Origin of the sequence: Streptomyces sp. NPDC006309 (assembly GCF_040613095.1) — a bacterium.
Taxonomy (GTDB): domain Bacteria; phylum Actinomycetota; class Actinomycetes; order Streptomycetales; family Streptomycetaceae; genus Streptomyces.
On the sequence record NZ_JBEXRO010000027.1, the window covers coordinates 1 to 12,864 of the forward strand.

Consider the following 12,864-nt stretch of genomic DNA (forward strand, 5'->3'; position numbering starts at 1 on the left):
GGCTTCGCCTCGGGCTCGTGGGTGGGCGGGACCGACCTGGGCCCGCCGCTCACGCGGAAGGGCCCCGTACGCGCGTACGGGGCCCTTCCGCGTGAGCGGCTACGACCGGCTGCGTCCGGAGGTCACGCGGTACACGTCGTACACGCCCTCCACGCCCCGGACGGCCTTCAGGACGTGACCGAGGTGCTTCGGGTCGCCCATCTCGAAGGTGAAGCGGGAGGTGGCGACCCGGTCGCGGGAGGTCTGCACCGCGGCGGAGAGGATGTTGACGTGCTGGTCGGACAGGACGCGGGTGACGTCCGACAGCAGGCGGGAGCGGTCCAGCGCCTCGACCTGGATGGCGACCAGGAAGACCGAGGACTGGGTGGGTGCCCACTCGACCTCGAGGATGCGCTCCGGCTCACGGGAGAGCGAGTCGACGTTGACGCAGTCGCTGCGGTGCACCGAGACGCCGCTGCCGCGCGTGACGAAGCCGATGACCGGGTCGCCGGGGACCGGTGTGCAGCAGCGGGCCAGCTTGACCCACACGTCGTCGACACCCTTGACGACGACGCCCGGGTCGGCGCTGGAGCGGCGTTTGCGGCTGCGTCCGCGCGCCGGCGGGACCGACTCGTCGATCTCCTCGGTGGCGGCCTCCTCGCCGCCCAGGGCCTGCACCAGTTTCTGGACGATGTTCTGCGCGGAGACATGGCCCTCGCCGATCGCCGCGTACAGCGCGGAGATGTCCGAGTAGCGCATCTCGTGGGCGAGCGTGACGAGGGAGTCGCCGGTGAGGATGCGCTGGATCGGCAGGTTCTGCTTGCGCATGGCCCGCACGATGGCGTCCTTGCCGTGCTCGATCGCCTCGTCGCGGCGTTCCTTGGAGAACCAGGCGCGGATCTTGTTGCGTGCCCGCGGCGACTTGACGAAGCCGAGCCAGTCGCGGGACGGGCCGGCGCCGGTCGCCTTGGAGGTGAAGACCTCCACCAGGTCGCCGTTGTCCAGGGTGGATTCGAGCGGCACGAGGCGGCCGTTGACCCGCGCTCCTATGGTGCGGTAGCCGACCTCGGTATGGACCGCGAACGCGAAGTCCACCGGGGTGGACCCGGCCGGCAGCGCTATGACGTCGCCCTTGGGCGTGAAGACGAAGACCTCGTTGCGGGACAGGTCGAAGCGCAGGGACTCCAGGAACTCGCTGGGGTCCTCGGTCTCCTTCTGCCAGTCCAGCAGCTGCCGCAGCCACGCCATGTCGTTGATGGCGTCCTTGTCCTTGCCGGAGGCCTTCGGCACGTCGGTGCGGACCTTGGAGGCCCTGGCGACGGCCTCCTGCTTGTACTTCCAGTGCGCGGCGATGCCGTACTCGGCGCGGCGGTGCATGTCGAACGTGCGGATCTGGAGTTCGACCGGCTTGCCGTTGGGCCCGATGACCGTCGTGTGCAGCGACTGGTACATGTTGAACTTCGGCATCGCGATGTAGTCCTTGAACCGGCCGGGGACCGGGTTCCATCGCGCGTGGACGGTGCCGAGGGCGGCGTAGCAGTCGCGGACCGTGTCGACGAGGACGCGGATGCCGACCAGGTCGTAGATCTCGGCGAAGTCGCGGCCCCGCACGATCATCTTCTGGTAGACGCTGTAGTAGTGCTTCGGGCGGCCGGTGACGGTCGCCTTGATGCGGGCGGCCCGCAGGTCGGCCTGGACCTCGTCGGTCACTATGGCCAGGTACTCGTCACGCTTCGGCGCCCGCTCGGCCACCAGCCGTACGATCTCGTCGTACATCTTGGGGTAGAGGATCGCGAACGCGAGGTCCTCCAGCTCCCACTTGATGGTGTTCATGCCGAGGCGGTGGGCGAGCGGCGCGTAGATCTCCAGCGTCTCGCGCGCCTTCTTCTCCTGCTTCTCGCGCTTGAGGTAGCGCATGGTGCGCATGTTGTGCAGGCGGTCGGCGAGCTTGATGACCAGGACGCGGGGGTCCTTGGCCATGGCGACGACCATCTTGCGCACGGTCTCGGCCTGCGCGGCCTCGCCGAACTTGACCTTGTCCAGCTTGGTGACGCCGTCGACGAGCAGGGCGACGGTGTCGCCGAAGTCGCGGCGCAGCTGGTCGAGGCCGTACTCGGTGTCCTCGACGGTGTCGTGCAGCAGGCCGGCCATCAGCGTGGCCGGGTCCATGCCCAGCTCGGCCAGGATGGTGGTGACGGCGAGCGGGTGCGTGATGTACGGGTCGCCGCTCTTGCGCTTCTGGCCGCGGTGCCAGCGCTCGGCGACCTGGTAGGCGCTCTCGATCTGGCGCAGCGTGGAGTTCTCGGTCTTGGGGTCGTTGCTGCGCACTATCCGCAGCAGCGGCTCCAGGACGGGGTTGTACGGGTTCGCGCGCTGGACGCCCAGGCGGGCGAGGCGGGCCCGGACGCGGTTGGAGGAACCGGTGCGGGCCGACGGGGTGGGGGGCTGGCGCACGACCGGCGGCTGCGCGGGGCGCTCCGCGGGGGCGGGCTTGGGACGCGAGGCCTCGGCGCTCTTCTCGACGGGCGCGGACTGGGCGTGCTCGACCGGTCCGCGGGTGTCGTTCTTCACCTGGGACGCGTTCGGCGCGGGCTTCGCCGCGGGTGCCGAGGCGGGCTCGGGCTTGGCGGCGGTCAGTGGCTGGGCCTCGTCTGGCAAGAGGACTCCTCGTGCGCGATCCGGGTCCCCCGGTCAGGCTCCGGACATCCCATGGTAGCCATCCTGCGCCCGGTCATCGCCTCCAGGCCGCGGTGAGGACCGTCTACCCGTGCAACGGACGGAGCGCCTGAAGGATTCCACGGCCGTCCCCGGGCGCTCCCCGCGGGTGCCGTGCCGTGCCGGGCTGTGCCGGGCCCGGTACGGCGACGGCCGCCCCGGTGGCACCGGGGCGGCCGTTCGGTGTGCGGGCCGGTCAGATCCTGAGGAGCGCCTCAACCGGCGCGCCGCCCAGAGCCGGCTCCAGGCGGGCGCGGCCGTCGAGGAAGCCCAGCTCCATCAGCACGGCGATCCCGCAGACCTCGGCGCCGGCCCGGTGGACGAGCTGGACCGCGGCCTCGGCGGTGCCGCCGGTGGCCAGGACGTCGTCCACGATCAGGACGCGGTCCCCGGAGGCCAGGTCCTCGGCGTGCACCTCGATCTCGGCCGAGCCGTACTCCAGGTCGTAGGCCTGGCGCAGGGTGGCCCCCGGCAGCTTGCCGGCCTTGCGGACCGGGATGAAGCCCAGTCCCGCGCGGACGGCGACCGGGGCGCCGAGGATGAAGCCCCGGGCCTCCAGCCCGATGACCTTGGTCGCGCCGGTGGCGGCGGCGATCCCGGCGAGGGCGTCGGTGAGCGCCGCGAAGGCCGCCGGGTCGGCCAGGAGCGGGGTGATGTCCTTGAACATCACGCCCGGCTCCGGGTAGTCGGCGACGTCACGGATGCGGCTGAGCAGCAGCGTCGAGATGTCCGTCAGCTCGGTCATGGGCGCTTCCCCGAGGTCCGGCCGCGGCCCCGGCCGCGCGACTCGGGCTGGTTGCGCGGACCCACCACGGCCGGGGCGGCGTCGTCGCCCGGGGTGGCGGGCGACTCCGCGGAGTCCCCGCCGGCCGCGGCCTGGGCGCGCTTGGCCAGGACCCGCTTGGTGAGGGCCTTCATCGCCGGCTCGCGCTCCTTGAGGTCGGCGACGAGCGGGGTGGCGATGAAGATCGAGGAGTAGGCACCGGCCGCGAGACCGACGAACAGCGACAGCGAGATGTCGTTGAGCGTGCCCGCGCCGAGGAAGCCGCCGCCGATGAAGAGCAGACCGGCCACCGGCAGCAGGGCGACGACCGTGGTGTTGATGGAGCGGACCAGGGTGCCGTTGATCGACCGGTTGGCGATGTCGCTGTAGGTCCAGCGGGTCTGCTTGGTGATGTCCTTGGTCTGCTCCTTGAGGCTGTCGAAGACGACGACCGTGTCGTAGAGCGAGTAACCGAGGATGGTCAGCAGGCCGATGACGGTGCCGGGGGTGACCTCGAAGCCGACCAGGGCGTAGATACCGGTCGTGATGGTGATGTCGTGGATCAGCGCGACCAGCGCCGCGATGGCCATGCGCCACTCGAAGGCGATGGCCAGGTAGATCACGACGAGGACCATGAAGATCGCCAGGCCCTCCCAGGCCTTGTTGGCGATCTGCTCGCCCCAGCTCGGGCCGACCAGGTCGGCGGCGAGCTTCTCGGGGTCGAGGTTCAGGTCCTTCGCCAGCTCCTTCTTGATCCGGTCGGACTGGTCGGTCTCGATGCCGGCGATCTGGATGCGCAGGCTACCGTTGCCGAGCTTCTGCACGATCGCCTCATGGCCGGCGGCGTCCTTGGCGTACGTCTCGGCCTGGGCCACCGAGGTGCTCATCCTGGTCGGCGTGGTGAAGACCGCGCCGCCCTGGAACTCGATGCCCATGTTCAGGCCGCGCACCGCCAGGCCGACGATGGCCGTGATGGTGATCAGGATCGAGACGCCGTACCAGATCTTGCGCTTGCCGACGAAGTCGTAGCTGATCTCGCCGCGGTGCAGTCGAGCGCCGAGGCTGCCGAGTTTCGACATCGCTCATGCCTCCTTCGGGTCGGCAGGGCCGGCGGGACCGGCGGAACGGCGGGTACGGCGCAGAGGCGGCTTGGCGCCCAGGCCCTTCGGGTCGAGCCCGGACCACTTGTGGCCGTCCGCGAAGAACTTGCGGCGGGCGAGCAGCGTCATGAGCGGCTTGGTGAAGAGGAAGACGACGACCACGTCGAGCAGGGTGGTCAGGCCGAGGGTGAAGGCGAAGCCCTGCACCTTGCCGACGGTGACGATGAACAGCACCGCGGCGGCGAGGAACGACACGAAGTCCGAGACCAGGATGGTGCGCCGGGCGCGCGGCCAGGCCCGCTCCACGGCGGGGCGCAGCGAGCGGCCCTCGCGGATCTCGTCACGGATGCGTTCGAAGTACACGATGAACGAGTCCGCGGTGATACCGATCGCGACGATGGCACCGCAGACCGCGGGCAGGTTCAGCGCGAAGCCGATGGCCGGGCCGAGCAGCGTCATGATCAGGTAGGTGAGCATCGCGGAGACCACCAGGGAGGCCATGGCCACGAGGGACAGGCCGCGGTAGTACACCACCAGGTAGATCACGACCAGCGCGAGACCGATGGCGCCGGCGAGCAGGCCGGCGCGCAGCTGCTCGCCGCCGAGCGCGGCGGTGACGGTGGTGACGGACTCCTCGCGGAAGGAGAGCGGGAGGGCGCCGTACGACAGCATGTTGGCGAGGTTCTGGGCCTCCTCCTGCTTGAAGCTGCCGGAAATCTCCGCCTGGCCGCCGGTGATGGCACCGTGCACGAACGGGCTGGAGACGACCTCGCCGTCCAGGACGATGCCGAACTCGTTCTGCGGGGTCTGGTTCTTGGCCAGCTCGCCGGTGATGTCCGCGAACTTCTTGCCCCCGCCGGAGGTGAAGGTCATCTGGACCTGCCAGCCGGAGGCGCCCTGGGTGTCGAAGACGGCCTGCGCCTTCTTCACCTCGGTGCCGTCCACGGCGGCCGGGCCGAGCAGGTACTTGAACCACGCACCGTCGTTCTCACCGCAGGCCACGGTGGGCTGGCCGGGCCTGGCGTTCTTGCCGGCGTTGGCGCGGTCGGCGGGCTTGGCGCAGTTCAGGGCCGCGTACCGGGCCTGGAGCGCGGTGTCGCCGGAGGGCTTGCCGCTCGACGGGGCCGAGGGGGTGGCCGACGGCTTGGCGCTGCCGGAGGCGGAGCCGCTCGGCGAGGGGGTGGAGCCGGCCTTGAGCGCGTCGGTGACGGCGCGGCCCTGGGAGGTCGCGGTGCCCGTGGGGGACGCGGAGCCGGACGTCGCCTGCTGCGGGGAGGCACTGCCCGAGGGGCTCGCGCCCGGCTTGGGCGAGGAGCCGCCGCTGGAGGAGGCGCTCGGCGAGGGGCTCTGCGCGGCGGCGCCGCTGGGCTCGCTGGCCAGGACCGGACGGAAGTACAGCTTGGCGGTGGTGCCGACCTGCTGCTGGGCCTCCGCGGAGTTGGTGCCCTTGGGGATGTTGACGATGATGTTGTCGGTCCCCTGGGTCTGCACCTCCGCCTCGGAGACGCCGAGGCCGTTGACACGGCGGTTCATGATGTCGACCGCGGTGTCCATGTTGGCCTTGTTGATCGCGGACCCCTGGTCGGCCTTCGCCTTGAGCGTGATGCTCGTACCACCGGCGAGGTCGATACCGAGACGCGGAGTGGTGTGCCCTGAGGCGAACATCCCTCCGGTGAGCGCCACGATGGCGATCAGGATGAGGGCCAGCGAGCGCCCTGGCTTGCTCTGGGCGCTCGCGCTCCGGCCCCTCTTAGGTGCTGCCACCTTCTCGTACTCCCTCTCGGGCCGCCCCGCGCCCGGTCGGCGCGGTCGGCCATGACATGGTGTCGGGCTCCCGTGCGAGACAGCCGTGCCCGGGGTGCGCGGGGCGGGGCTGGTGGTGCCCCCGCCGCGCGTCCCGGGGCGTGACTACTTCGTGCCGGAGTCGCCGTCGGTCTTCTTCGGCTCGTCTTCCGTCCTGGCCTCGGCGGCCTGGGCCTTGTCCTCGGCGGCCCGGATCGCGTCGTCCCCGCGCTCGGCGGCGTCCTTCTTACCGAGGTCGATCTTGTCGTCGGAGGCGGCGGCAGCGGCGGGCCCGTCGGTCTCGTCGGTCTCGGTGAGGGAGGACGCGTCGTCCGGGACGACGGTGGCGTCGGACTTCAGGTCGTGCTCGACGCCGTGGACGATGCGGTTGTACTCGTCGTCGGAGAGGACGGCACCGATGGCGTTCTTCGCGAACAGCAGGTCCACGCCGGGGCCGGCGTCGAGGAGGACCGTCTCCTCGTTGACCTCCTTGACCGTCGCGTAGATCCCCCCGATCGTGCGGACACCGGAGCCGGGCTGCATCTCGTTCCGCATCTGGGCGGCCTGCTGCTGCTTCTTCTTGGCCGAGCGCGTCATCAGGAACATGGCCGCGATGAGCACGATGAAGGGGAGAAGGGTCAAGGTATTCACGGGACGGGATTTCCTTCGCGCGACCGCGACGGACAGCGGCCATTGGGATGGGGGCGTGGTCGGCGCCACCCGCAAGGGCGGCATCGGCGGAGTCTAAGCGAGTCCGCGCGCATGGAACAACGCTCAGCATGGCACCTGGGTTCCTGCCGAGGCCAATGTCCCCGCTGTCACCACGGCATCACGTGGCCATCGGGCGGGCATCAGGCCGCCGTCACGCCCCGAACAGGTCTGGCTGTGCGCCTCCCCCGGCGCCTCCGGGAGCCGAGCGGGGCGGGGTGAGACCGAGGTGGGCCCAGGCGGCGGGGGTGGCGACCCGGCCGCGCGGGGTCCGGGCGAGCAGGCCCTCCCGGACCAGGAACGGTTCGGCGACCTCCTCGACCGTCTCCCGCTCCTCCCCCACCGCGACCGCGAGGGTCGACAGGCCGACCGGGCCGCCACCGAACAGCTTCAGCAGGGCTTGCAGGACGGCGCGGTCGAGCCGGTCCAGGCCACGCGCGTCGACCTCGTACACCGCGAGGGCGGCGGCGGCGATGTCGCGGGTGACGACGCCGTCGGCCTTGACCTGCGCGTAGTCGCGGACGCGGCGCAGCAGGCGGTTGGCGATGCGGGGCGTGCCGCGGGAGCGGCCGGCGATCTCCGCGGCGCCGGCCGGGTCGATCTCGACATCCAGCAGGTGCGCCGAGCGGTGCACCACCCGCTCCAGTTCGTGCGGCTCGTAGAACTCCATGTGCGCGGTGAAGCCGAAGCGGTCGCGCAGCGGGGGCGGCAGCAGGCCCGCGCGGGTGGTGGCGCCGACCAGGGTGAAGGGAGGCAGTTCCAGCGGGATCGCGGTGGCGCCGGGGCCCTTGCCGACGATGACGTCGACGCGGAAGTCCTCCATGGCCATGTACAGCATCTCCTCGGCGGGCCGGGACATGCGGTGGATCTCGTCGAGGAAGAGCACCTCGCCCTCCTGGAGCGAGGACAGGATCGCGGCGAGGTCGCCGGCGTGCTGGATGGCGGGGCCCGAGGTGATGCGGATGGGGGCGCCCATCTCGGCCGCGATGATCATCGACAGGGTGGTCTTGCCCAGGCCGGGCGCGCCGGAGAGCAGGACGTGGTCGGCGGTGGCGCCGCGCGCGCGTGCGGCGCGCAGCACCAGGTCGAGCTGTTCGCGGACCTTCTCCTGGCCGATGAACTCACCGAGGTCCTTGGGGCGCAGGGCGGCCTCGACGGCCTGGTCCTCCCCGTCGGCGACCGGGCCCACCAGCCGGTCGGGGGCGGGGGTGCCGGTCGGATCGTCCCAGTTCATGTGTGTGCCTTACGACGGTCTCGGTCAGCGGGCTCGGTTCAGCGTCTGGAGGGCGGCCTTCAGCAGCCGGCCCACCTCGGGGGTGCCCTCGGCCGCCTCGGCCTGGGGGGCGACGGCGGCGACCGCCTCGTCGGCCTCGCGGGTGGCGTAGCCGAGGCCGAGCAGGGCCGCGTGCAGCTGGTCGCGCCAGCCCTGGCCGGCGGGCGCGCCTACGGCGGGGGCACCGACCGGCGCGCCGAGCCGGTCCTTGAGCTCCAGCAGCAGCTTCTGGGCGCCCTTCCTGCCGATGCCGGGGACGGCCGTGAGGGCCTTCTCGTCGCCGCCCGCGACCGCGCGGCGCAGGGCGTCCGGGGTGTGCACGGCGAGCATCGCCTGGGCGAGGCGGGGGCCGACCCCGCTCGCGGTCTGAAGCAGCTCGAAGGTCTGGCGTTCGTCGTCGTCCGCGAAGCCGTAGAGGGTGAGCGAGTCCTCGCGGACGACGAGGGAGGTGTGCAGTCTGGCCGGCTGACCGGTCCGGAGCGTCGAGAGCGTGTTCGGCGTGCACTGGACGGCCATGCCGACGCCCCCGACCTCGACGACCGCTGTGTCGGGGGCGAGTGCGGCGACCGTGCCGCTGACGAAGGCGATCATGCCGTACGGCCTTTCGTTGCGTGGGCGGTGTGCAGGGCGACGGCCCGCTGGAGCCGGTTCTGCGCGGGGGCACGCCAGATGTGGCAGATGGCGAGCGCGAGGGCGTCGGCGGCGTCGGCGGGCCTGGGCGGCGCCGACAGCCGGAGCAGCCGGGTGACCATGGCGCCCACCTGCGCCTTGTCGGCGCGACCGCTGCCGGTAACGGCGGCCTTGACCTCGCTGGGGGTGTGCAGGGCGACGGGGATGCCGCGCCGGGCGGCGCACAGCATGGCGACGGCGCTGGCCTGGGCGGTGCCCATGACCGTACGCACGTTGTGCTGGCTGAAGACGCGCTCCACGGCGACGAACTCGGGCCGGTGCTCGTCCAGCCACTGCTCGATGCCCTGCTCGACACCGAGCAGCCGGTGGCTGAGGTCGGCGTCCGCGGCTGTCCGTACGACGCCGACGCCGAGCATCGTGAGCGGGCGGCCCGCGACCCCCTCCACGACACCGACCCCACACCGGGTCAGCCCGGGGTCCACCCCCAGTACGCGCACCGCGCCCCCTCCGTTCGACGGCCTGTTCGTGCAGGCTATCGGGTGCCACCGACAACGCCCCGCACCCGCCGCCCGGGCGGGCGGGCGGCGCCCGGCAACGCGACGGGCCGACGGGGGATGTCCCGTCGGCCCGTGATCAGCCGTGCGCGTTACGCGTCGACCTTCTCCATGATCTCGTCGCTCACGTCGAAGTTGGCGAAGACGTTCTGCACGTCGTCGCTGTCCTCCAGCGCGTCGATGAGCTTGAAGATCTTCCGCGCGCCGTCCTCGTCCAGCTCGACCTGCATGGTGGGGACGAAGTTGGCCTCGGCGGAGTCGTAGTCGATGCCGGCGTCCTGGAGGGCGGTGCGGACCGCGACCATGTCGGTGGCCTCGCTGATGACCTCGAAGGTGTCGCCGAGGTCGTTGACCTCCTCGGCGCCGGCGTCGAGCACCGCGCCGAGCACGTCGTCCTCGGACAGCTCACCCTTGGGGACGATCACCACGCCCTTGCGGTTGAACAGGTACGACACCGAACCCGGGTCCGCCATGGAGCCGCCGTTGCGGGTCATGGCGACGCGGACCTCGGAGGCGGCGCGGTTGCGGTTGTCGGTGAGGCACTCGATGAGCACCGCGACACCGTTGGGACCGTAGCCCTCGTACATGATCGTCTCGTAGTCGGCGCCGCCGGCCTCGAGACCCGCGCCGCGCTTGACCGCGGAGTCGATGTTCTTGTTCGGGACCGACGACTTCTTCGCCTTCTGGATGGCGTCGTACAGCGTCGGGTTGCCGTCCGGGTCGGCGCCGCCCGTCCGCGAGGCGACCTCGATGTTCTTGATCAGCTTCGCGAAGAGCTTGCCGCGTTTGGCGTCGATCACGGCCTTCTTGTGCTTCGTCGTGGCCCATTTAGAGTGGCCGGACATCTGCCTGTCTCCTTCGCGTAACCCATCTCTGTACGAACGGCAGCGATCCTACAAGGACTCCGGTGTCCGATCGGCGCGCACCATGTCGACGAACAGGGAGTGAACCCGGTGGTCGCCGGTCAGTTCAGGGTGGAAGGAGGTGGCGAGCACGTTGCCCTGGCGCACCGCGACGATGTGGCCCTCGTGCTCGGCGAGCACCTCGGTGCCGGCGCCCACGGACTCCACCCAGGGGGCGCGGATGAAGACGCCCTCCACAGGCTCGCCCGCGACGCCCCGCACGTCGACCGCGGCCTCGAACGACTCGTTCTGCCGCCCGAAGGCGTTGCGGCGCACGATCATGTCGATGCCGCCGATGGTCTCCTGGCCCGAGCGCGGGTCGAGGATCTTGTCGGCGAGCAGGATCATCCCGGCGCAGGTGCCGTAGACGGGCAGGCCGGCGCGCACGCGCGCGCGGAGCGGCTCCATCACCCCGAAGAGGACGGCCAGCTTGGAGATGGTGGTGGACTCGCCGCCGGGCAGCACGAGGCCGTCGACCTCGGCGAGTTCCTCGGGGCGCCGCACCGGCCTGGCCACGGCGTCCGCCGCGGCCAGGGCGATGAGGTGCTCCCGTACGTCGCCCTGGAGGGCCAGGACGCCTATGACGGGGGTGTTCATGTGTTCCGGTGCCTTACCAGCCGCGGTTCGCGTAGCGCTCGGTCTCGGGGAGGGTGTCGCAGTTGATGCCGACCATGGCCTCGCCCAGGTTGCGGGACGCGTCCGCGATGATCTTCGGGTCGTCGTAGAAGGTGGTGGCCTTCACGATGGCGGCGGCGCGCTTGGCCGGGTCGCCCGACTTGAAGATGCCGGAGCCGACGAACACGCCCTCGGCACCGAGCTGGCGCATCAGAGCGGCGTCGGCCGGGGTGGCGACACCGCCGGCGGAGAAGAGGACCACCGGGAGCTTGCCCAGCTCGGCGACCTCCTTGACCAGCTCGTACGGAGCGCGCAGCTCCTTGGCCGCCGCGTACAGCTCGTGGTTGTCGTAGCCGCGCAGCCGGGCGATCTCGTTCTTGATCTGGCGCAGGTGGCGGACGGCCTCGACGACGTTGCCGGTGCCGGCCTCGCCCTTGGAACGGATCATCGCGGCGCCCTCGGCGATGCGGCGCAGGGCCTCGCCCAGGTTGGTCGCACCGCACACGAAGGGGGTGGTGAACGACCACTTGTCGGAGTGGTTGACCTCGTCGGCCGGGGTCAGCACCTCGGACTCGTCGATGTAGTCGACGCCGAGGGACTGGAGCACCTGGGCCTCGACGAAGTGGCCGATGCGGGACTTGGCCATGACCGGGATCGAGACGGCCTCGATGATGCCCTCGATCATGTCCGGGTCGGACATGCGGGCCACGCCGCCGTCCTTGCGGATGTCCGCGGGGACCCGCTCCAGGGCCATGACCGCGACGGCGCCCGCGTCCTCGGCGATCTTCGCCTGCTCCGGCGTGACGACGTCCATGATGACGCCGCCCTTGAGCTGCTCGGCCATACCGCGCTTCACGCGGGCGGTGCCGGTCTCGGGAGCCTGGTTGTCGATGGTGGACACGGGTGACCTCACTGGTGGGGAAGAAGGCTTCTGCACCGCTGAGGAAACGCGAACGGACCAGTCCAAAGCAAGGGCCAATGGCAAGCCGGTGGATCGTTTTGGTCCACCGGGCCGTCGGCGGACGGTCAGGAGACCCGTTCCACCAGCGCCGCGGGCGGCTCGTCGTCCATCTCGACGGCCAGCGGGAAGGGGGCGTGGCCGGCCAGCCGGAACCAGCGCACCTTACGGTGTTCCCGCAGCCTGCGCGCCGCCCCCACCACGTCGTTGTGGAAGCGGCGGGCCATCGGCACCCGGCGGACGGCCTCGGCCAGCTCCCGGGCCGCCTCCTCGCCGCCCGGCGCCTCCCGTACGGCCTCCACCTGCGCCGGATGCGCGAACACCGCGCGCAGTGCCTGGCTCAGCTCGCTCTCGGCGACCTCCCGGTGCTCCTCCTCTGCCTGCCGGGCGGCGTGCGCGGCCTCGTACAGCACGATCGAGGCGGCCGGGTCCAGGACGCCCGAGGTGGCCAGCTCCTGCGCCACGGAGGCCCGCCGCAGCAGCTGGGCGTCGAGGGCGGCCCGGGCGGCGTCCATCCGCACGTGCAGCCGGTCGAGCCGTCCGGCCGTCCAGCTCAGGTACACGCCGACGGCGACGAGCGCGAGGAGGATCCAGATGAGGGTTAGGGTCACGGCGGAAGGCTATCGGCTGCTCCGCGAACGCCTCCGCCGCACTCCGGGAGGCCGCCGCCCCGGTGCCCGGCGGCTGCCGCGGCCCCGCCCGGACCGGGAACCCGGCGCGCCCCTGATCCCCGGCACCCCTGCCTCCGGCCCCGGCGTCCGCAGCTCAGAGGCCGCCGGCCGACCGCACGAGCCCGCCGGCGATCCGCCCACCGTTCCGGCCGCTCCCGCCTCAGTCCCCACGGCCCCCCGTACCGCAACCCGAAGACCGCCGGCCGACCGCACG

The 12,864-nt window shown here is 71.5% G+C and carries 12 protein-coding genes; all 12 read right to left on the reverse strand.

Annotation, left to right across the window (positions count from 1 at the left end; all coding sequences use genetic code 11):
* Positions 1 to 99: 99 nt before the first annotated feature.
* The 12 genes from ABZ117_RS28170 to ABZ117_RS28225 all read right to left on the reverse strand — a co-directional run bounded on the left by ABZ117_RS28170 (position 100) and on the right by ABZ117_RS28225 (position 12,590).
* A complete protein-coding gene (locus ABZ117_RS28170; protein WP_356824611.1) occupies positions 100 to 2,637 on the reverse strand; it encodes a bifunctional (p)ppGpp synthetase/guanosine-3',5'-bis(diphosphate) 3'-pyrophosphohydrolase in 2,538 nt (845 codons plus the stop codon).
* A gap of 253 nt (positions 2,638 to 2,890) precedes the next feature.
* Positions 2,891 to 3,439: an adenine phosphoribosyltransferase gene (locus tag ABZ117_RS28175; protein WP_356824612.1), complete on the reverse strand. Its 549-nt coding sequence runs from the start codon at positions 3,437 to 3,439 to the stop codon at positions 2,891 to 2,893.
* Positions 3,436 to 4,536: a protein translocase subunit SecF gene (secF, locus tag ABZ117_RS28180; RefSeq protein ID WP_356824613.1), complete on the reverse strand. Its 1,101-nt coding sequence runs from the start codon at positions 4,534 to 4,536 to the stop codon at positions 3,436 to 3,438. Before secF ends, ABZ117_RS28175 begins: the two co-directional genes overlap by 4 nt.
* Positions 4,537 to 4,539: 3 nt before the next feature.
* Entirely contained in the window at positions 4,540 to 6,321 is a 1,782-nt protein-coding gene (gene secD, locus ABZ117_RS28185; RefSeq protein ID WP_356824614.1) for a protein translocase subunit SecD, read from the reverse strand.
* A 144-nt stretch (positions 6,322 to 6,465) separates the two neighbouring features.
* Positions 6,466 to 6,990: a preprotein translocase subunit YajC gene (gene yajC, locus ABZ117_RS28190; protein ID WP_356824615.1), complete on the reverse strand. Its 525-nt coding sequence runs from the start codon at positions 6,988 to 6,990 to the stop codon at positions 6,466 to 6,468.
* Positions 6,991 to 7,201: 211 nt separating this feature from the next.
* Complete coding sequence (gene ruvB / locus ABZ117_RS28195) at positions 7,202 to 8,281, reverse strand: Holliday junction branch migration DNA helicase RuvB (RefSeq protein WP_356824616.1); 1,080 nt, start codon at positions 8,279 to 8,281, stop codon at positions 7,202 to 7,204.
* A 24-nt stretch (positions 8,282 to 8,305) separates the two neighbouring features.
* A complete protein-coding gene (gene ruvA, locus ABZ117_RS28200) occupies positions 8,306 to 8,911 on the reverse strand; it encodes a Holliday junction branch migration protein RuvA (RefSeq protein WP_356824617.1) in 606 nt (201 codons plus the stop codon).
* Complete coding sequence (gene ruvC / locus ABZ117_RS28205) at positions 8,908 to 9,447, reverse strand: crossover junction endodeoxyribonuclease RuvC (protein WP_356824618.1); 540 nt, start codon at positions 9,445 to 9,447, stop codon at positions 8,908 to 8,910. The genes ruvA and ruvC overlap by 4 nt, the downstream gene beginning before the upstream one ends.
* Positions 9,448 to 9,596: 149 nt before the next feature.
* Positions 9,597 to 10,349 carry a YebC/PmpR family DNA-binding transcriptional regulator gene (locus ABZ117_RS28210; RefSeq protein ID WP_356824619.1) on the reverse strand — a complete coding sequence of 251 codons (753 nt, stop codon included), beginning with the start codon at positions 10,347 to 10,349 and terminating at the stop codon, positions 9,597 to 9,599.
* Positions 10,350 to 10,397: 48 nt separating this feature from the next.
* Positions 10,398 to 11,003: a pyridoxal 5'-phosphate synthase glutaminase subunit PdxT gene (gene pdxT, locus ABZ117_RS28215; protein ID WP_356824620.1), complete on the reverse strand. Its 606-nt coding sequence runs from the start codon at positions 11,001 to 11,003 to the stop codon at positions 10,398 to 10,400.
* A 13-nt stretch (positions 11,004 to 11,016) separates the two neighbouring features.
* Positions 11,017 to 11,922, reverse strand: coding sequence for a pyridoxal 5'-phosphate synthase lyase subunit PdxS (gene pdxS, locus ABZ117_RS28220; protein ID WP_356824621.1), 906 nt, complete (start codon positions 11,920 to 11,922; stop codon positions 11,017 to 11,019).
* A 125-nt stretch (positions 11,923 to 12,047) separates the two neighbouring features.
* On the reverse strand, positions 12,048 to 12,590 hold the full coding sequence (locus ABZ117_RS28225) for a hypothetical protein (RefSeq protein WP_356824622.1): 543 nt from the start codon (positions 12,588 to 12,590) through the stop codon (positions 12,048 to 12,050).
* Between the last annotated feature and the right edge of the window lie 274 nt (positions 12,591 to 12,864).